General features: G+C 72.1%; 13 protein-coding genes, 1 pseudogene and 1 riboswitch. Of the genes and pseudogenes, 9 read left to right on the top strand and 5 right to left on the bottom strand.

The genetic code is table 11. The features are described from left to right. The first annotated feature begins 54 nt into the window (after positions 1 to 54). From UYS_RS0202105 to UYS_RS0202090, 4 genes are read left to right on the top strand one after another with little or no spacing between them, the layout of a single operon-like run. Positions 55 to 1890 carry a TonB-dependent receptor domain-containing protein gene (locus tag UYS_RS0202105; RefSeq protein ID WP_016853837.1) on the top strand — a complete coding sequence of 612 codons (1836 nt, stop codon included), beginning with the start codon at positions 55 to 57 and terminating at the stop codon, positions 1888 to 1890. After that, on the top strand, positions 1887 to 2798 hold the full coding sequence (locus tag UYS_RS0202100) for a cobalamin-binding protein (protein ID WP_016853836.1): 912 nt from the start codon (positions 1887 to 1889) through the stop codon (positions 2796 to 2798). The genes UYS_RS0202105 and UYS_RS0202100 overlap by 4 nt, the downstream gene beginning before the upstream one ends. Continuing rightward, entirely contained in the window at positions 2785 to 3795 is a 1011-nt protein-coding gene (locus UYS_RS0202095; RefSeq protein WP_016853835.1) for a FecCD family ABC transporter permease, read from the top strand. The genes UYS_RS0202100 and UYS_RS0202095 overlap by 14 nt, the downstream gene beginning before the upstream one ends. Then, on the top strand, positions 3795 to 4574 hold the full coding sequence (locus tag UYS_RS0202090) for an ABC transporter ATP-binding protein (protein ID WP_016853834.1): 780 nt from the start codon (positions 3795 to 3797) through the stop codon (positions 4572 to 4574). Before UYS_RS0202095 ends, UYS_RS0202090 begins: the two co-directional genes overlap by 1 nt. A gap of 1 nt (position 4575) precedes the next feature. On the opposite strand, the gene UYS_RS17810 is transcribed toward UYS_RS0202090, so the two are convergent. The 5 genes from UYS_RS17810 to UYS_RS0202065 are packed head-to-tail and all read right to left on the bottom strand — an operon-like array spanning position 4576 to position 8016. Continuing rightward, the gene (locus tag UYS_RS17810) at positions 4576 to 4752 is read right to left on the bottom strand and encodes a DUF1289 domain-containing protein (protein ID WP_016853833.1); all 177 of its coding nucleotides are present in this window, start codon (positions 4750 to 4752) and stop codon (positions 4576 to 4578) included. Beyond that, positions 4752 to 5114, bottom strand: a complete 363-nt coding sequence (locus tag UYS_RS0202080; protein WP_016853832.1) for a hypothetical protein — start codon at positions 5112 to 5114, stop codon at positions 4752 to 4754. Before UYS_RS0202080 ends, UYS_RS17810 begins: the two co-directional genes overlap by 1 nt. Before the next feature lie 39 nt (positions 5115 to 5153). Then, positions 5154 to 5918 carry an ABC transporter ATP-binding protein gene (locus UYS_RS0202075; RefSeq protein ID WP_016853831.1) on the bottom strand — a complete coding sequence of 255 codons (765 nt, stop codon included), beginning with the start codon at positions 5916 to 5918 and terminating at the stop codon, positions 5154 to 5156. After that, positions 5915 to 6970, bottom strand: a complete 1056-nt coding sequence (locus UYS_RS0202070) for a FecCD family ABC transporter permease (protein ID WP_016853830.1) — start codon at positions 6968 to 6970, stop codon at positions 5915 to 5917. The genes UYS_RS0202075 and UYS_RS0202070 overlap by 4 nt, the downstream gene beginning before the upstream one ends. A gap of 29 nt (positions 6971 to 6999) precedes the next feature. Continuing rightward, entirely contained in the window at positions 7000 to 8016 is a 1017-nt protein-coding gene (locus tag UYS_RS0202065) for an ABC transporter substrate-binding protein (RefSeq protein ID WP_026068282.1), read from the bottom strand. A 255-nt stretch (positions 8017 to 8271) separates the two neighbouring features. Then, a riboswitch (cobalamin riboswitch) is annotated at positions 8272 to 8496 on the top strand. A 123-nt stretch (positions 8497 to 8619) separates the two neighbouring features. Here UYS_RS0202065 and UYS_RS0202060 point away from each other — a divergent pair. The 5 genes and pseudogenes from UYS_RS0202060 to UYS_RS0202040 form a co-directional block, all read left to right on the top strand. Beyond that, the gene (locus UYS_RS0202060; protein ID WP_016853828.1) at positions 8620 to 10446 is read left to right on the top strand and encodes an AAA family ATPase; all 1827 of its coding nucleotides are present in this window, start codon (positions 8620 to 8622) and stop codon (positions 10444 to 10446) included. Continuing rightward, positions 10443 to 11858 carry a cobyrinic acid a,c-diamide synthase CobB gene (locus UYS_RS0202055; protein ID WP_016853827.1) on the top strand — a complete coding sequence of 472 codons (1416 nt, stop codon included), beginning with the start codon at positions 10443 to 10445 and terminating at the stop codon, positions 11856 to 11858. The genes UYS_RS0202060 and UYS_RS0202055 overlap by 4 nt, the downstream gene beginning before the upstream one ends. Beyond that, positions 11855 to 12955: a cobalamin biosynthesis protein CobW gene (cobW, locus tag UYS_RS0202050; protein WP_016853826.1), complete on the top strand. Its 1101-nt coding sequence runs from the start codon at positions 11855 to 11857 to the stop codon at positions 12953 to 12955. Before UYS_RS0202055 ends, cobW begins: the two co-directional genes overlap by 4 nt. Beyond that, positions 12955 to 16929, top strand: coding sequence for a cobaltochelatase subunit CobN (cobN, locus tag UYS_RS0202045; RefSeq protein WP_016853825.1), 3975 nt, complete (start codon positions 12955 to 12957; stop codon positions 16927 to 16929). The genes cobW and cobN overlap by 1 nt, the downstream gene beginning before the upstream one ends. Positions 16930 to 16940: 11 nt before the next feature. Then, a pseudogene (locus UYS_RS0202040) lies at positions 16941 to 17414 on the top strand (cobalamin biosynthesis protein CobG); the annotation flags it as partial.

Here is a 17414-nt window from a genome sequence, read left to right as displayed (position 1 = left end):
CTCGATAAAAAAACCGAGACGCCGTGCGGGTGAGCACGGTGAGCAAGGACTCCCATGAACAAGTCCCATCCCTCCCGCGGCCTGGCGTTTGCCCTGGCCGCGCTGCCGCTGGCCGTCCAGGCGCAGGGCCATGCTTCCGACGCCGATGACGCCGCCGCCGAGACCCTCAATCCGCTGGTGGTGACCGCCGCCCTGGCGCCGCGCACCGCCGACGAGAGCCTGGCCTCGGTCACCGTGATCGACGAGGCGCAGCTGCGCCGTCAGGACCCCACCGACATCACCGATGCGCTGCGCGCCCAGCCCGGGGTCGACGTGACCTCCAACGGCGGCTTCGGCAAGAATACCGGCGTCTATCTGCGCGGCACCGGCAGGGAGTCCACGCCGCTGCTGATCGACGGCATCCGGCTGCGCTCCGCCACCGATGGTGCCCCGGCCTGGCAGTTCCTCGAGCCGCGCCTGTTCGAGCGCATCGAGATCGTGCGTGGCCCCCGCGGCAGCCTCTACGGCGCCGATGCCGTGGGCGGCGTGGTCCAGCTGTTCACGCCCGAGGGCGAGGGCGAGCCGACCCCGCGCATCACGCTCGGCGGCGGCAGCTTCGATACCCGCCGCGCCAGCGCCTCGCTGTCCGGCAGCGAGGGCGGCACCCGCTACTACGTGGCCGCCAGCCGGCTGGAGAGCGACGGCTACGAGATCGTCGACGGTGAGGGCGACAAGGGCTACGACAACACCACCGGCCTGATGCGCCTCTCGCACACCTTCGCCGGCGGCGCCGAGCTGGGCGTGCTGGCGCTGCGGGCCCGCGGCAATACCGAGTTCGATGGCTACGGTACGCCCGGCGACACCGACTATGCCCAGCAGGTGGCCGGCGTCTACGGCGAGCTGCCGATCACCGAGGCCTGGCGCAGCCGCCTGACGCTCAGCGAGGCCCGTGACGAGCAGGAAACGCCGTTGTATGGCAGCGTCTTCGATACTCAGACTCGCACTGCGCGCTGGGAAAACACCCTGGCCCTCGGCCCCCACGAGCTGGTCGCCGGCACCGAATATGCCCGTGACGAGGTCGACTCCACCACCGCCTTCGACGAGGACAGCCGCGACAATACCGCCGTCTTCACCCAGGCGCTGCTGGACTTCTCGCCCCTGAGCGTTCAGGCCTCGCTGCGCCACGACGACAACGAGGCCTTTGGGGAGGAGACGACCGGCAGCCTGGCGCTGGGGGTCGCCCTGGACGAGATTCATACCCTACGGGCCAGCTACGGCACCGCCTTCCGCGCGCCGTCCTTCAACGACCTCTACTACCCGGACGATGGCTATTTCGTTGGCAATCCGGATCTGGACCCGGAGACCTCGGAGACCTTTGAGCTGGGGCTGAGGGGACAGCTCGGCCGCGGCTTCTGGGATCTCGCGGTATACCGCAGTGAGGTCGATGACCTGATCACCAATATCGACACCGACGGCGACGGCTTCGTGGACACGCCCGAGAACGTCGAGCGGGCACGGATTCGCGGCGTCGAGCTCGCCACCGGCGCCGAGGTCAACGACTGGACGCTGCGCGCGGCCCTGACCTACACCGATCCCGAGAACCGCGAGACCGGCAAGCGTCTACCGAATCGCGCCTCGCGCAGCCTGCGCTTCGACGCCGACCGCGCGCTGGGCGACTGGAGCCTGGGCGGCTCGCTGATCGCCCAGGGCGAGCGCTACGCCGATGCGGACAACACCGAGCGCCTGGGCGGCTTCGCCACCCTCGACCTGCGCGCCGGCTGGAGCTTCGCCCCGGGCTGGTCGACGCGCCTGACGCTGGAGAACCTGCTCGACAAGCAGTATCAGACCGTTCGTGGCTACAACAGCCCGGGCCGCGCGGCCTTTGTCAGCGTGAGCTTCGGCGGCCGATGACGATCTGGCGACACCCGGCGCGGCTGGCCGCCATGGCCGTGCTGTGGCTGACGGCCGGGACGTTGCACGCCCAGGCTCAGGCCGATGAGCCGATCTGCGTCACCGATGACGCCGAGCGCGAGGTCTGCCTGGACGCGTCGGCGACCCGCATCGTGGCGCTGTCGCCCGGCGTCACCGAGCTCCTGTTCGCCGCCGGCGCCGGCGAGCGGGTGGTGGGGGTGGTGAGCTTCAGCGACTATCCCGCCGCGGCCGAGGCGCTGCCCCGGGTCGGCAGCTACGACCGCCTCGACCTCGAGGCGCTGCTGGCCCTCGACCCCGACCTGATCGTGGCCTGGGCCGGCGGCAATCCCCGGGAGCAGGTCGAGCGCCTGGCCGCCCTCGGCCTGCCGGTGTATTTCTCCGACGCCGGCGACTTCGGCGCCATCGCCACGAGCCTTGCGCGCCTCGGCGCGCTGGCCGGCAGCGAGGCGCGAGGCCGGGCCGCGGCCGACAGGCTGCGCGGCGAGGTGGCCGAGCTGCGCAGCCGATACGCCGACGCCGCGCCCGTGTCGGTCTTCTACCAGGTCTGGGACGAGCCGCTGATGACCGTCAGCGGCGAGCACTGGATCAGCCGGGCGCTGGCGCTGTGCGGCGGCGAGACGCTGTTCGCCGACGAGGGCCCGCTGGTGCCGCGCATCGGCCGCGAAGCCGTGCTGGCCCGCGATCCCGAGGCGATCATCACCGGCGGCATGGGCAAGGCCGATTCCACCTGGCTCGAGGCCTGGCGCGACTTTCCCGAGCTTGCCGCGGTGCGCCGCGACAACCTGTTCTTCGTCGACCCCGACCTGGTTCAGCGCGCCACGCCGCGGCTGGTCGAGGGCACCCGGGCGCTGTGCGCCCACCTGGAGGCCGCCCGTGAGCGGCGCTAGGGCGCGCGGTCTGTCGCCCGGCCTGTCGCCACGGTGGCGCCACCCGCTGGTGTGGCTGGCGTTGGCCGCGCTGCTGTCGCAGGGCCTGGCGCTGTCCCTCGGCAGCGTGGCGATCGGCCCGGACGAGCTCGTCCGGGTGCTGACCGGCGGCGGCGAGGCGCTGCATCGCACCCTGGTGCTGGAGCTGCGCCTGCCCCGGGCGCTGGCGGCCTTCGGCACCGGCGCGCTGCTGGCCATGGCCGGGGCACTGATGCAGATCCTGCTGCGCAACCCGCTGGCCGACCCCTACGTGCTGGGGCTCTCCGGCGGGGCCTCGGTGGCGGCGCTCGCCGCCATGCTGGCCGGGCTCGGCGCCGCCCTGGTGGGCGGCGCGGCCTTCGCCGGGGCGCTGGCCTCGACGCTGATCGTGTTCGGCCTGGCCCACGGCGGCGGCAGCTGGACGCCGACCCGGCTGCTGCTCACCGGGGTGGTGATGGCCTCGGGCTGGGGCGCGCTGATCAGCTTCCTGCTGGCGGTCAGCCCGGTGGAGCGCCTGCCCGGCATGCTCTACTGGCTGATGGGCGACCTGGCCTACGCCGGCAGCCCCTGGCCGGTGCTGGTGATGGCCGCGGCCGCGCTGGCCGTGGTGCTGCCGCTGGGCCGCACGCTCAACGTGCTGGCCCGGGGCGGGCTGCAGGCCGCCGCGCTGGGCGTGGCGGTGCGGCCGCTGGAGTGGGCCCTCTACCTGCTGGCGAGCCTGGTCACCGCGGTGGCGGTGACCACCGCCGGCAGCGTCGGCTTCGTCGGCCTGATGGTGCCGCACATGCTGCGCCTGCGGCTCGGCAACGACCAGCGGCGCATCCTGCCGGCGAGCCTCCTGGCCGGCGGCGCCCTGCTGACCCTGGCCGATACCCTGGCGCGCACCCTGATCGCCCCGCAGCAGCTGCCGGTGGGCGTGATCACCGCGCTGATCGGGGTGCCGACCTTCCTCTTCCTGCTGCAGCGGAGCCGGCGATAATGGGCCCGAAAGAGCTGGGACTGGAAGCGAGGGGCCTGGTGATCGACGTGCCGGGGCGGCCGGACGGTCGGGCGCTCGATCTCGCCATCGAGCCCGGCCAGCGCTGGGGCGTACTCGGCCCCAACGGCGCCGGCAAGACCACGCTGCTGCATACCCTGGCCGGGCTCCGGCCGCCGCGGGCGGGGCAGGTGCGCCTCGACGGGCGCGGGCTCGCGCACTGGCGGCGCCGCGCGCTGGCGCGGCGGCTGGGCGTGGTGTTCCAGGAACGCCACGACGACTTTCCGGCCACGGTGCGCGAGACCGCCCTGATCGGCCGCCATCCGTTCCTCTCGCCCTGGCGCCAGGAAGGCCCCGAGGATCACGCCCGCGCGGCGGCGGCGCTGGAGCGCCTCGAGCTCTCGCACCTGGCCGAGCGCGAGCTTTCGACGCTCTCCGGCGGCGAGCGTCAGCGGGTCAGCCTGGCCACGGTGCTGACCCAGGCGCCGGACGTCTGGCTCGCCGACGAGCCCACCAATCACCTCGACCTGCATCACCAGGTGGCGGCGATGGCGCTGCTCGCCGAGCAGGCCGACCGCGGCCACGGCGTGATGATGTGCCTGCACGACCTCAACCTGGCGGCGCGCTGGTGCAGCCATCTGCTGCTGCTCTATCCCGACGGCGAGGCCTGCTGGGGGGAGGCGCAGGCCATGCTGACGGTCGAGGCGCTCGAACGCCTCTATCGCCAGAAACTGCTGTGTGTCGAGGTCGACGGGGCGCCGGTCTTCGTGCCGACCCGCTGACTCAGTCCTTGTTCAGCTTCTTCAGCCGCTGCGTCGCGAGCTGGTTGGTCTTCATGCGCTCCGGGCGCTTCATCGACTGCCAGCGGGTGATCTCCTCGGTGGTGCGGCCGCAGCCCACGCACAGCCCTCCCTTCAGCTGGCAGATCGAGACGCAGGGGCTCTCGATGCGCTTGGCCATCAGTGCCGCTCCAGCACGGCCAGCCGCCGCTCCCAGTCGCCGCCGTGCACGCGGCGGCACTCCTCCTCGCTGTCGGCGTCCAGATGGGCGTCGATGTCGCGGATTTCCACGTCCGCCTCGAACAGGGCGGCCTCGGTGAGCTCGCGCATGCGGCGGCGGCCGTCGCCCTTGAGCGCGCGGGCCAGGTCGTCCTGGGTCTCGAACACCCAGACCACCCGCAGGCTGTCGGGGAAGCGGCGGTAGTCCACCAGATGGGTCAGCCAGGCGAAGCCCGGCAGCAGCGGCTTGGCGGTCTCGCAGGCGTCGGTCAGGGCCTGGGTCAGGCGGCGTTCCATCTGCCGGCTGGCTTTCTTGTCGAGCATATCGGGCTCTCTCATCGTGAAGGGTGGCAGGGTAGCGATCTACAGGGCGCGGCGGAAGCGCAGCACCGGTCGACCCTGTTCGGGATCGTCGAGGAAGTCGGCGTGCACGCCGAAGGTGTGGCGGAGCCGCTCGAGGGTCAGCACCTCCCGGGGCGGGCCGATATCGACGAGGCGGCCGCCGTCCATCACCCCGATGCGGTCGCAGTCCATGGCCTGGTCGAGGTCGTGCAGGGCGACCACCACGGTGATCGGCAGCCGCCGCACCAGGCGCAGGATCGACAGCTGGTGGCGGATGTCCAGGTGGTTGGTCGGCTCGTCGAGCAGCAGGGCGCGAGGCCGCTGGGCCAGGGCGCGGGCGATGTGCACGCGCTGGCGTTCGCCGCCGGAGAGGGTGTGCCACAGGCGCTCGGCCATCGCCTCGAGGCCGACCTCGGCCAGGGCCCGGTCGACGATGGCGTCGTCCTCCTCGGTCCAGGGGCTCAGCGGCGAGAGGAAGGGCGTGCGGCCCAGCGCCACGGCCTCGCGCACCCCGAGGCGGTCGAGGGTGTCCGCCTGCTGCTCGACGAAGGCGATGGCGCGGGCGATCTCGTGGGGTTTCATGGCATGCATCGGCCGGCCGTCGGCCAGCGCGCGGCCGATCTTCGGCCGCCGCAGCCCGGCCAGCACGCGCAGCAGGGTGGTCTTGCCCGAGCCGTTCGGGCCGACCAGGCCGAAGGTCTCGCCCGGTTCCACCGTCAGGCTGACGTCGTCCAGCAGCCGGCGGCCTTGGACCCGCCAGTCGACGCGTTCGGCGCAGAGCCTCATCGCGTCCTCGCCCCGCGGATCAGGATCAGGGCGAAGGCCGGGGCGCCGATCAGCGCCGTGACCACGCCGATCGGCAGCACCTGGCCGGCCACCAGGGTGCGCGAGAGCACGTCGGCGCCGATCAGGAAGACCGCCCCGGCCAGCGCCGAGGCGGGCACCAGCCGGGTGTGGCGGCTGCCGACCAGGAAACGCATGGCATGGGGAATCACCAGCCCGACGAAGCCGATGGCGCCGACCATCGACACCATGGCGGCGGTGACCAGCGCCATGGCGGCGATCAGCACCCCGCGCACCCGGCGTACGGGGATGCCCAGCGAGGCGGCGCTGTCGGCGCCGAAGGTGAAGGCGTCCAGGGCGCGCCGGTACCACAGGCAGATCGCCAGGCCCGCCAGGGCGGCGGGCAGCCCCAGGGCGACGTCGCCCCAGCGCACGCCGGAGAGGTTGCCCATCAGCCAGAACATGATGCCGCGGGCCTGCTCGGCGCTGGCCGACTTGGCGATGATCAGCGCGGTGAGGGCGTTGAACAGCTGCGAGCCGGCGATGCCGGCGAGGATGATCGCGCCGGCGGCCTGGGTCGCGCGGCCGCCGCCGGTGCCGCTGCTGGCGGCATGGGCCAGCACCACCACCAGGCCGAAGGCCAGGCCGGCGCCGGCGAAGGCACCCAGCGACAGCGTCAGGGTGCCGGCGCCGAGGCCGAGGATGGCCACCGACACCGCGCCGGTGGAGGCGCCGGCGGAGATGCCCATCAGGAAGGGGTCGGCCAGGGGGTTGCGCAGCAGCGCCTGCAGCACCACGCCGGCGAGCGCCAAACCGGCGCCGCAGCAGGCGGCGAGGACCGCGCGGCTCAGGCGGTATTCCCAGACGATGCCCGCATCGATGCGATCCACCGCGAAGGCCGCGCCACCGAGATGGTTGGCCAGCACCCTGAGGATGGTGTCGAGCGGAATCGCGGTTTCGCCGATGGCGGTGCCCGCCATCACCGCGGCGAACAGCAGCAGCGGTGCCAGCCAGCCCCAGTGCCAGGCGGAGCGCGAGACGCTCACCCCGGCCATGGAGGGGCGCGACAGTCGAACGGCGCCACTCATCGCGTGAAGGACATCCCGGACAGGGCATCCACCAGCGTCTCGAGGCCGTGGATCGTGCGCATCGTCGCACTCATGGCGTGGGCATCCATCTCGATGATGTGGCCGTTTTTCACCGCCGACATCCGGCTCGCCACGGGATCGTGGTGCAGGAAGTCGCGCTTGGCCTCGACGCTGTCCGCCGCATAGCGGCGGCGATCCATGGTCGCGATCACGATGAGGTCCGGGTCGGCGCGGGCGATCGTTTCCCAGCCCACAGTCGGCCATTCCTCGTCGGAATGGATGACATTTCTGATGCCGATCTTGTCCATCATGTAGCCGGGAGCACCGAGCCTTCCGGCCACAAAGGGATCCGATGAACCGTCGGGGGAGGAAAACCAGAAGACCGCCGAAAGATCGTCGGGGAGCGACAGCGATTCGGCACGGGAGATGGCCTTTTCCTCGCGCTCTTTAAGCTCATCGATCAGCTCGTCGCCGGCATCATCGACGTCGAAAATGGTGGCCAGTTCCCGGATGCCCTTGTAGACCGAACCGGTGGTGAAGGCGGCGGTACGAGTGCCGTCGCCGCCGGTGGCATTGTTCTTGGTATCGCAGTCGGCGGGCAGGATGTAGGTGTCGATGCCGAGACCCTGGAACTGATCGCGGGTCGCCACGCTACCGGTGGGACCGACGTGCCATTCGAACTGGGCCGCGACAAGGTCCGGCCGCTTGTTCACGACCGCTTCGAAGCTCGGGTCATTGTCGGCGATGCGCTCGATATCGGCATTGGCTTCGCGGAATTCCGGCAGCACCGGCGTGAACCAGACCGAGGTGCCGACGACGCGATCGTCGAGCCCCAGCGCATAGAGGATTTCGGTCGCCGACTGACCGACGCTGACGGTACGATCCGGCGCCTCATCGACGTGAATTTCTCGGCCGCAATTCATTATCGTCAGCGGATAAGGCGTCGCCTCCGCCATGGCGGATGACGCCGGAATGAGCGAGAGCACTGCGAGTAGTCTGCGAGCGAGAGTCATGCGTCGGTGTCCAGGTGGGGGAGGGAAAGAGGCTGCCGGCGACGGGAGATTGCCACGACTTTCGAGGCGTTTTCCACTCCTATCGACGCCCGTGTCCATGCCCGCAACAACGAGAGGTCGACGATGCGTGCGGGAGGCTTTTCCGCGAAAATAATAAGTTATGTTATAACATAACAAAATTGATCGGCAAGGGCTTTGATCGCCGCCGCGGGGCGAGTGCGTGGTCGATTGCGCGGGACAGGTCCGGTCCATTAGGATACTTGTTCGAAGACAGGTGCCCCTGAGGTCCAGGGGATAATCGGGAAGTCTGGTGAGGCCACGGCCGATCCCAGCGCTGCCCCCGCAACGGTAATGAAGCGCGATCCGCGACGACCACTGGCGACATGCCGGGAAGGTGCGGATCACGGCACGACGCCCACGGCCATGCCCCGGCGAGTGCCCCTTCTGAGCCCGGAGACCGGCCTGTCGCGTCGAGTCATTCCATGCCGGTGCGGTGGGCACCGAGAGGATCACCATGCCCGTGTTTTTCGATTCTCCCTCCCGGCGGAGCCTCCGCCGCGTTGCGCGTCCCGCGTCCGTCTGCCGTATCCCGGCCGTGACGCCATGACCGCCGTTGCCGAATTTCCCTTCGTCGCCGTCGTCGGCCAGCCGGCGCTCAAGACCGCGCTGCTGCTCAGCGTCGTCGATCCGCGCCTCGGCGGCGTGTTGATCAGCGGTCCCAAGGGCAGCGCCAAGTCGACCCTGGCCCGGGCGCTGGCGGAAATTCTGCCCCACGACGCCGAGGGCCGGCGGCCGTCGCTGGTGACCCTGCCGCTGGGCGCCAGCGAGGAGCGCCTGACCGGCAGCCTGGACCTGCAGCGGGTGCTCGCCGACGGCGAGGCGCGCTTCCAGGAGGGCCTGCTGGCCCGCGCCCACGGTGGCCTGCTGTACGTCGACGAGGTCAATCTGCTGCCGGATGCGCTGGTCGACCTGCTGCTCGACGTGGCCGCCAGCGGCGTCAACCGCGTCGAGCGTGACGGCCTGAGCCATGCCCACCCGGCGCGCTTCAGCCTGATCGGTACCATGAACCCCGACGAGGGCGAGCTGCGCCCGCAGCTGCTCGACCGCTTCGGCCTGTGCGTCGAACAGGCGGCGAGCCCCGGCGTGGCCGAGCGCGTGGCGATCCTGCGCCAGCGCGAGGCCTTCGACCGCGACCCGCGCGCCTTCGTCGGCGCCCACGAGGCCGAGCAGGCGGCGCTGACCCGGCGCCTGGCCGAGGCCCGCGAGCGCCTTCCCGACATCGTCGCCGACGATGACGCCTACGAACGCATCGCCGAGCGCAGCCAGGCCGCCGGGGTCGAGGGAATGCGCGCCGACGTCACCTGGCACCGCGCCGCCCGGGCCCGTGCGGCCTGGCGCGGCGCGGCGCGCGTCGAGCGTGAGGACCTGGACGTCGTCGAGCCCTGGGTGCTGGCCCATCGCCGCACCGTCGCCGCCGACGACAACGACAACGACAACGGCAGCGGCTCCGGCTCCGGCTCAGGCTCAGGCTCAGGCTCAGGTTCAGGCGGGAACGGGCCTGGCGAGAGCGACTCGGGCCGCGGCGGGGCGAGCGGCGACGATTCGCGCTGGTCGGCCTCCCACGGCGCCCAGGCCCCCGGGGCCGATTCACAGCCGCAGGGCCAGTGGGGCGCCATGCCGCCGATGGCGCAGTCGAGCGTTACCACGCCGATGCCGTCGCTGCCCGAGTCGACGCCCGCGCCCAAGGCCGGCGGGACGCCGTCGTCGCTCGCCGCGTCGAGCCGCCGTCCCGGCCGCCAGTTTGGCCGCCGCCGGGATCGTCGCCAGGCCGAGCCTGGCGATCCCGCGCCACGCCCGGACTGGTTCGCGACCCTGGTCGAGCATCGCGGCCGTCGGCCCTGGCGCCGCCTGTGCTATCGCCGCCCGCGCTCCGGCCAGCCGATGCTGCACCTGGTGCTGCTGGACACCTCCGCCTCGACCCTCGGCCGGCGCCTGCTGGGCCGGGCCAAGGGCGCGGTCGATGCCCTGGCGCGCCGGGCCTACGCCGCCCGCGAGCAGATCGCGGTGCTGGGCTTCGGCAACGACGGCATCGAGACTCTCCAGCCCAAGCGCCGCGCGCCGAAGGACCTGCTCGAACGGCTCGACGCCGTGCCCGGCGGCGGCGGCACGCCGCTGCGCGAGGCCGTGGGCCACGCCGCGCAGCTGGTGCGCCGCTGGCGCCGCCAGGACGCGAGCCTGCAGGTGCGCACCTACCTGATCACCGACGGCCGCACCCGCCAGCCGCTGAGCGGCCTGCCGCCGCTCGGCGACTGCGTGGTCGTCGACACCGAATCCGCCGCCGTGAAGCGCGGCCGCGGCCGCGACATCGCCCGGGCGCTGGGCGCCGATTACCGGCCGCTGGCCGGCCTGGAGGCGGGGGCATCGACATGAACGTCAAGGAAGTGAACGCGATGCACGAGCACGACGCCGTGAGCTGCCCGGCGGTGTTCGTCGCCGCGCCGGCCTCGGGCCAGGGCAAGACCACCGTGACCGCGGCGCTGGCGCGGATGCTGCGCCGCCAGGGCAAGGTGGTGCGGGTGTTCAAGACCGGCCCGGATTACCTGGACCCGCGGGTGCTGGCCCAGGCCTCCGGCCAGCCGGTGGACCAGCTTGACCTGTGGATGGCCGGCGAGGCCTACTGCCACCAGCGGCTGTTCGAGGCCGCCCGGGAGGCCGACCTGATCCTGGTCGAGGGCGCCATGGGCCTGTTCGACGGCGAGCCCTCCAGCGCCGATCTGGCCGCGCTGTTCGGCCTGCCGATGGTGATCGTGATGGACGTCAAGGGCATGGCCCAGACCGCGGCGGCGCTGGTGGCCGGCCTGGCCGGCTTCCGCGACGACGTGCGCATCGCCGGGCTGATCGCCAACGCCTGCGGCTCGGCCCGCCATCGCGAGCTGATCGAGGGCGCGCTGCCGGCGAGCGTGCCGCTGCTGGCAGCGGTGCCCCGCGACCCGGATCTGGCGCTGCCCGAGCGCCACCTGGGGCTGGTCCAGGCCGAGGAGATCCGCGAGGACCTGGAGGCACGCTTCGACGCCGGCGCCGAGGCGCTCGCCGCCGAGGGCCTGGCCGAGTCCCTGCTGGCGCTGCCGCCGGTGGCCTTCACTCCCGCGCCCACCGAGGCCTCCGCGCCGCCGGCCTGGCTCGCCGGCCGCACCATCGCCGTGGCGCGCGACGCCGCCTTCAGCTTCGTCTACCAGGCCAACCTGGACCTGCTCGAGCGCATGGGCGCGACGCTGCGATTCTTCTCTCCGCTGGCCGATACCACCCTGCCGGCCTGCGACGCCCTGTGGCTGCCGGGCGGCTACCCGGAGCTGCACGCCGAAGGCCTGGCCGCCAACGCCGCGCTGCGCGACGACCTCCGGCGGGCCTTCGAGGACGATCTGCCGATCCTCGCCGAGTGCGGCGGGCTGCTCTACTGCCTGGAAACCCTGACCGATCAGGACGGCGAGACCCACGCCATGCTGGGCCTGCTGCCCGGCGCCGGCGCCATGCGCGGGCGTCGCGGCTGCCAGGGCATGCAGACCGCCGAGCTGCCCGAAGGACCGGTGCGCGGCCACGCCCATCATCGCTCCCAGGCCAGCGGCACGCCCGAGCCCATCGCCCACGGTCGCCGCCAGCGCCATCCCGCGCCGGGCGAGGCGATCTACCGTGCACGAGGCCTGACCGCGTCCTACCTGCACCTGTTCTTCCCCGACAACCCCGCCGCCGTGGCCCGCCTGTTCGGCGCGGCCGCGGTCGCTGACGATTCGTCATTTTCTTCCGACGCTCCGCCGAGCGATCTGACAAAGGAATGCCACGCATGAAACTCGACAAGATTCCCGCCACGGTGGTGACCGGCTTCCTCGGCAGCGGCAAGACCACGCTGCTGGCCGGCATCCTGCGCCGCATCACCGGCAAGCGCATCGCCGTGATCGTCAACGAGTTCGGCGAGCAGGACATCGACTCCAGCCTGCTGCGCGGCTGCGCCATCGGCTGTGATGAGGACGGCGCCCAGGCGCTCGACGAGGACGGCAGCATCTTCGAGCTGGCCAACGGCTGCATCTGCTGCACGGTGGAGGAAGAGTTCCTGCCGGTGATGAAGACGCTGGTGGCCCGCCGCGACGACATCGACCACATTCTGATCGAGACCAGCGGCCTGGCGCTGCCCAAGCCGCTGGTGCAGGCCTTCAACTGGCCGGAGGTGCGTCAGCACTGCACCGTCGACGCCATCATCACCGTGGTCGACGGCCCGGCGGTGGCCGCCGGCCGCTACGCCAGTGACGTCGAGCGGGTCGAGGCCCAGCGCCGCGCCGACGACAGCCTGGATCACGACCCCAGCCTGCGTGAGCTGCTGGACGACCAGCTGAGCGCCGCCGACCTGGTGCTGGTCAGCAAGAGCGACCTGCTCGCCGAGGACGAGCGGGCGCGGGTCGAGGCGCTGGTGGCCGACAAGGTCCCCGGGTCCGTGAAGACGCTCTTTATCGATCCGAGCCTGGCCGACGATCCGGCCCGTCTGGAGGCGCTGATGGGCATCGGCGCGGCGAGCGAGGAGGGCATCGACCGCATCGACAACCACCACGACCGCCACCACGCCGAGGGCGCCCATCACGATCACGCCCACGACCACTTCGACGGCATGGTGATCCGCCTGGGCGAGGTCGACGCCGAGGCGCTGGAGGCGCGCCTGGCCTTGCTGCTGAAAGAACACGAGATCTATCGTGCCAAGGGCTTCGCGGCGATTCCCGGCAAGCCCATGCGCCGGGTGATCCAGGCCGTCGGCGAGCGGCTGGACGGCTACTTTGACCGGCTGTGGGCTCAGGACGAGCCGCGTCACACCGAGCTGGTCATCATCGGCCGGCACCTGGATCGCGAGGTGCTGGAGGCGGCGCTGGCCGGTGCCGAGAGCGCGACGCCCGCCTGATGCACCTGTTCGCCGCCAAGCCCGGAGGCTTCGTCGACGACGAGGGCATCGTCGACCTGCAGCAGACGCCCGCCGAGGTCGTGATCCTGTCGGCCGCCGACAGCAGCCTGTCGGCGCTGGCCCAGGCGGCCGAGCGGCTGGGCGACGCCTTTCCCTCGGTGCGCCTCGCCAACTGGATGAACCTGGTCAAGCCCGCCGCCTATGACCTCTACGAGGATCGGGTGCTGGACCACGCGCGGCTGGTGATCGTCTCGCTGCTCGGCGGCAGCGCCTACTGGCAGTACGGCTTCGATCGCCTGCGGGCCTGGGCGGCGGCGGACCCGACGCGGCAGCTGATCCTGGTGCCGGGCTGCGACGCTCCCGACGATGCCCTGCTGGAGGCCTCCAGCGTGCCGATCGAATCGGCCCGTAGAGTGTGGCGCTACCTGCGCGAGGGCGGCGCCGACAACGCCGAGCAGCTGCTGCGCTTCGTCGGCGCGGAATGTCTGAACCTGGAACCGCGCGCGGCGGCGCCGCTCGACTGGCGTGAGCCGCGGGCGATTCCCCCAGCTTTAGTCTATCTCTCTCAGGCGCCCGAATCCGCGTTCTCTCAGGCGCCCGAATCCGCGCTCTCTCAGGCGCCCGATACCGCGCCGAGGGTCGGACGGGAAGTGTCGCTTTCGGACTGGGAGGCGCAGCGCGATCCCGCGCGCCCCGTCTGCCTGCTGCTGTTCTACCGCAGCCACCTGCAGGGGGCCAACACCGCGGTGCTGGACGGCCTGATCGCGGCGCTCGAGGCCGAGGGCCTGGCGCCGCTGGCGGTGGCGGTGGCCTCGCTGAAGGAAGACGCCTGCGTCGCCTTCGTCGATCACCTGATCGAGCGCACCGGCGCCGGCCTGGTGGTCAACACCACCGGCTTCTCGGTCAACCGCGAGCCCGACCAGGGCGGTATCGACGCCGGCGCGTTCGGTGAAGACGAGGATGACGCGGCGGGCCTGTTCGCCGGCCGCCCGGTGGTGCTGCAGGCGATACTGGCCAGCAGCCCCGAGGATGACTGGCGCGACAAGGCCGCCGGCCTGCACAGCCGCGACGTGGCCATGCAGGTGGTGCTGCCGGAGATGGACGGGCGCGTCATCACCCGGGCGGTGGGCTTCAAGGCCGAGGCCCACTACAGCGAGCGCTGCCAGCTGTCGGTGACCCGCCATGCGCCGCATCCCGAGCGCGCCGCCTTCGTCGCCGCATTGGCCCGGCGCTACGCGCGGCTGCGCCACACCGACAACGCCGACAAGCGCCTGGCGCTGGTGCTGGCCAACTATCCCACCCGGGACGGCCGCATCGGCAACGGCGTCGGCCTCGACACCCCGGCGTCCGCCGTCAACCTGCTGCGCGCGCTGGAGGAGGTCGGCTATCCGCTGGCGGACCTGCCCGAGGACGGCAATGACCTGATCCGGCGGCTGCAGGGCAGCGTGACCAACGATCCGCAGTCGCTTGCCTGGCGCGGCAGCTGGCAGAGCCTCGGCGTCGACGACTACCTGGCCTGGTTCCGCACCCTGCCGGAGGCGCTGCAGGAGGCGGTCTGGCGGCGCTGGGGCGCCCCCGAGGACGACCCCAAGCACCGCCAGGGTCGGCTCTTGATCGCCGGCATCCGCCTCGGCGAGACCTTCGTCGGCATCCAGCCGGCTCGCGACATCGATGCCGGTCCGGACTCAGACCCGATCAAGAGCTACCACGACACCGAGCTGGTGCCGCCCCACAGCTACCTGGCCTTCTACCTGTGGCTGCGCGAGCACTACCGGGTGGACGCGGTGATCCACGTCGGCAAGCACGGCAACCTGGAGTGGCTGCCCGGCAAGAGCACGGCGCTCTCGGCCGAGTGCTGGCCGGACGTGGCGCTGGGGCCGCTGCCGCATTTCTATCCCTTCATCGTCAACGACCCGGGCGAGGGCGCCCAGGCCAAGCGCCGCAGCCAGGCGGTGATCATCGACCACCTGATGCCGCCGCTGGCCCGGGCCGAGCTCTACGGCGAGCTGGCCGAGCTCGAGTCGCTGACCGACGAGTACTACCAGGCGCTGGGCATGGACCCGCGCCGCGAGGCCCTGCTGCGCGAGCGCATCCTCGAGCACCTGAAGCGCACCGGCATCGACGCCGAGCTGAAGCCGTCGGCGAGCGAAGGGGATGAGGCCTGTCAGGGCGTCGACGAGCGCCTGCTGAACGAGCTCGACACCTTCCTCTGCGACATCAAGGAAGCCCAGATCCGCCACGGCCTGCACGTGCTCGGCACCCTGCCGCCGGCGGACAAGCGGGCCGCGACCCTGGTCGCCATCCTGCGGCTGCCGCGAGGCGAGGGCCCCGAACGCCAGGGCCTGCTGCACGCCCTGGCCGACGATCTGGGGCTGCGCGAGCCGGGTGCCACGGGCGAAGCGGGCACTCGCTTCGATCCGCTGGCCGCCGGCGCCGAACCCTGGCGGGGGCCGCGGCCGACGGCTTTGAGCGAGCCGGACGACGCCCCCTGGCGCAGCGCCGCCGACACCCGCGAACGCCTCGAGCGGCTGGCCGAGCGGCTGGTCGAAGGCCATGTGCTGGAAGACGGCGACCTCGAGGCGCTGGCCCGCGACTGGCCGGCCACCGCGGCGCTCTGTCGCCATGCCCGCGACGGCCTCTGGGCCGCAATGCGCCACGGTGCCGAGCGCGAGATCGGTGCGCTGATCGACGGGCTCGACGGCCTCGCCGTGCCGCCGGGGCCGAGCGGGGCGCCCAGCCGCGGCCGGCTCGACGTGCTGCCCACCGGACGCAACTTCTTCAGCGTCGACAATCGCGCCGTGCCGTCGCCCGCCGCCTGGTCGCTGGGCGAGGCCTCGGCCCAGGCGTTCGTCGAGCGCTACCTGCAGGACCATGGCGACTATCCGCGTCGGCTGGGGCTGTCGATCTGGGGCACGGCCACCATGCGCACCGGCGGCGACGACATCGCCCAGGCCCTGGCGCTGATGGGCGTGCGGCCGATCTGGTCGCTGGGCTCGCAGCGGGTGGTCGACGTGGAGGTCATTCCCAGCATGCTGCTGGGCCGGCCGCGGGTGGACGTCACCCTGCGGGTGTCCGGCTTCTTCCGCGACGCCTTCCCCCACGTCATCAAGCTGTTCGACGCCGCGGTGCGGGCGGTGGCCGACTACCACGAGCCGGGCACTAGCAACACCATCCGTGCCGCGGTCGAGGCGCGCCGCGGCGAGCTGGAGGCCGCCGGGCTCTCGCCCGAGGCGGCCGAGCAGGAGGCGGGCTTCCGGGTGTTCGGCAGCAGGCCCGGCGAGTACGGCACCGGCCTGGATCGTCTGGTCGACACGCGCGCCTGGGACGATGCCGACGAGCTGGCCGAGGCCTATGTCGCGGCCGGCGCCTACGCCTACGGCCAGTCCCCCGAGTCCGGCGCCGCCGCGCGCCGCGCCTTCGCGCATCGGCTCGAGGGGCTGCAGGCGGTGCTGCACAATCAGGACAACCGCGAGCACGACATCCTCGACTCCAGCACCTACTACGCCTTCCAGGGCGGCATGGCCAACGCCGGCCGGGCACTCGGCGGCGAGGCGCCGGCCGTCTACCATGCCGACCATGCCAACCCAGCGCGGCCGCGCATCCGTACCCTGCAGGAGGAGATCACCCGGGTGGTGCGCTCCCGGGTGCTCAATCCCAAGTGGATCGAGGCCATGCGCGAGCACGGCTACAAGGGCGCCTTCGAGATGGCCGCCACCGTGGACTATCTGTTCGCCTATGACGCCACCACCGACCTGGTGCCCGACCACCAGTACGCCCAGGTGAGCGATGCCCTGGTGTTCGACGACGCCAACCAGCGCTTCCTGCGCGAGCACAACGCCGCCGCACTCGAGGAGATGGCCGAGCGGCTGCTCGAGGCCGTCCAGCGCGGCCTGTGGGAAGAGCCCGGCGAGCGCGCCGAGGCCCTGCAGGACCTGCTGCTCGAGTTCGACGAGCGACGGGAGGGCATGTCTTGAAAGAACAGGGCGTGACGGAGACGAGTCTGAGCGCCTCGCCACGGGTTCACGGCTGGTGCCCCGGCGCCTGGCGGCCCATGGCCACCGGCGACGGCCTGCTGGTGCGGGTGCGCCCGCCGCTGGGTCGGCTCACCCGGGCCCGGATGCTGTCGCTGTGCGAGGCCGCCGAGACCTGGGGCAGCGGCCTGATCGAACTGACCCGTCGCGCCAACCTGCAGCTGCGCGGCGTGACCGAGGCCGGCTGGCCCGAGCTGATGGCGTTTCTGGTCGAGCACGGCCTGGCGGCCCCGGACGCCGAGGGCGAGCGCCGCCCGGCGCTGCTGTTGGCCCCGGACTGGCGAGAGGGCGACGCGACGCACGAGGCGGCGCGCCTGCTGGAGCGCCGACTGGCCGACTGGCCGGCGCTGCCGGACAAGTGGGGCCTGGCGCTGGACGCCGGCCCGGCGCCGGTGCTGCGCGACGTGCCCGCCGACCTGCGCCTGGAG

This window comes from Halomonas smyrnensis AAD6, from assembly GCF_000265245.1.
GTDB lineage: Bacteria > Pseudomonadota > Gammaproteobacteria > Pseudomonadales > Halomonadaceae > Halomonas > Halomonas smyrnensis.
The sequence above is the reverse complement of the archived record's forward strand: the minus strand, read 5'-3'. Positions and strand labels throughout refer to the sequence as shown.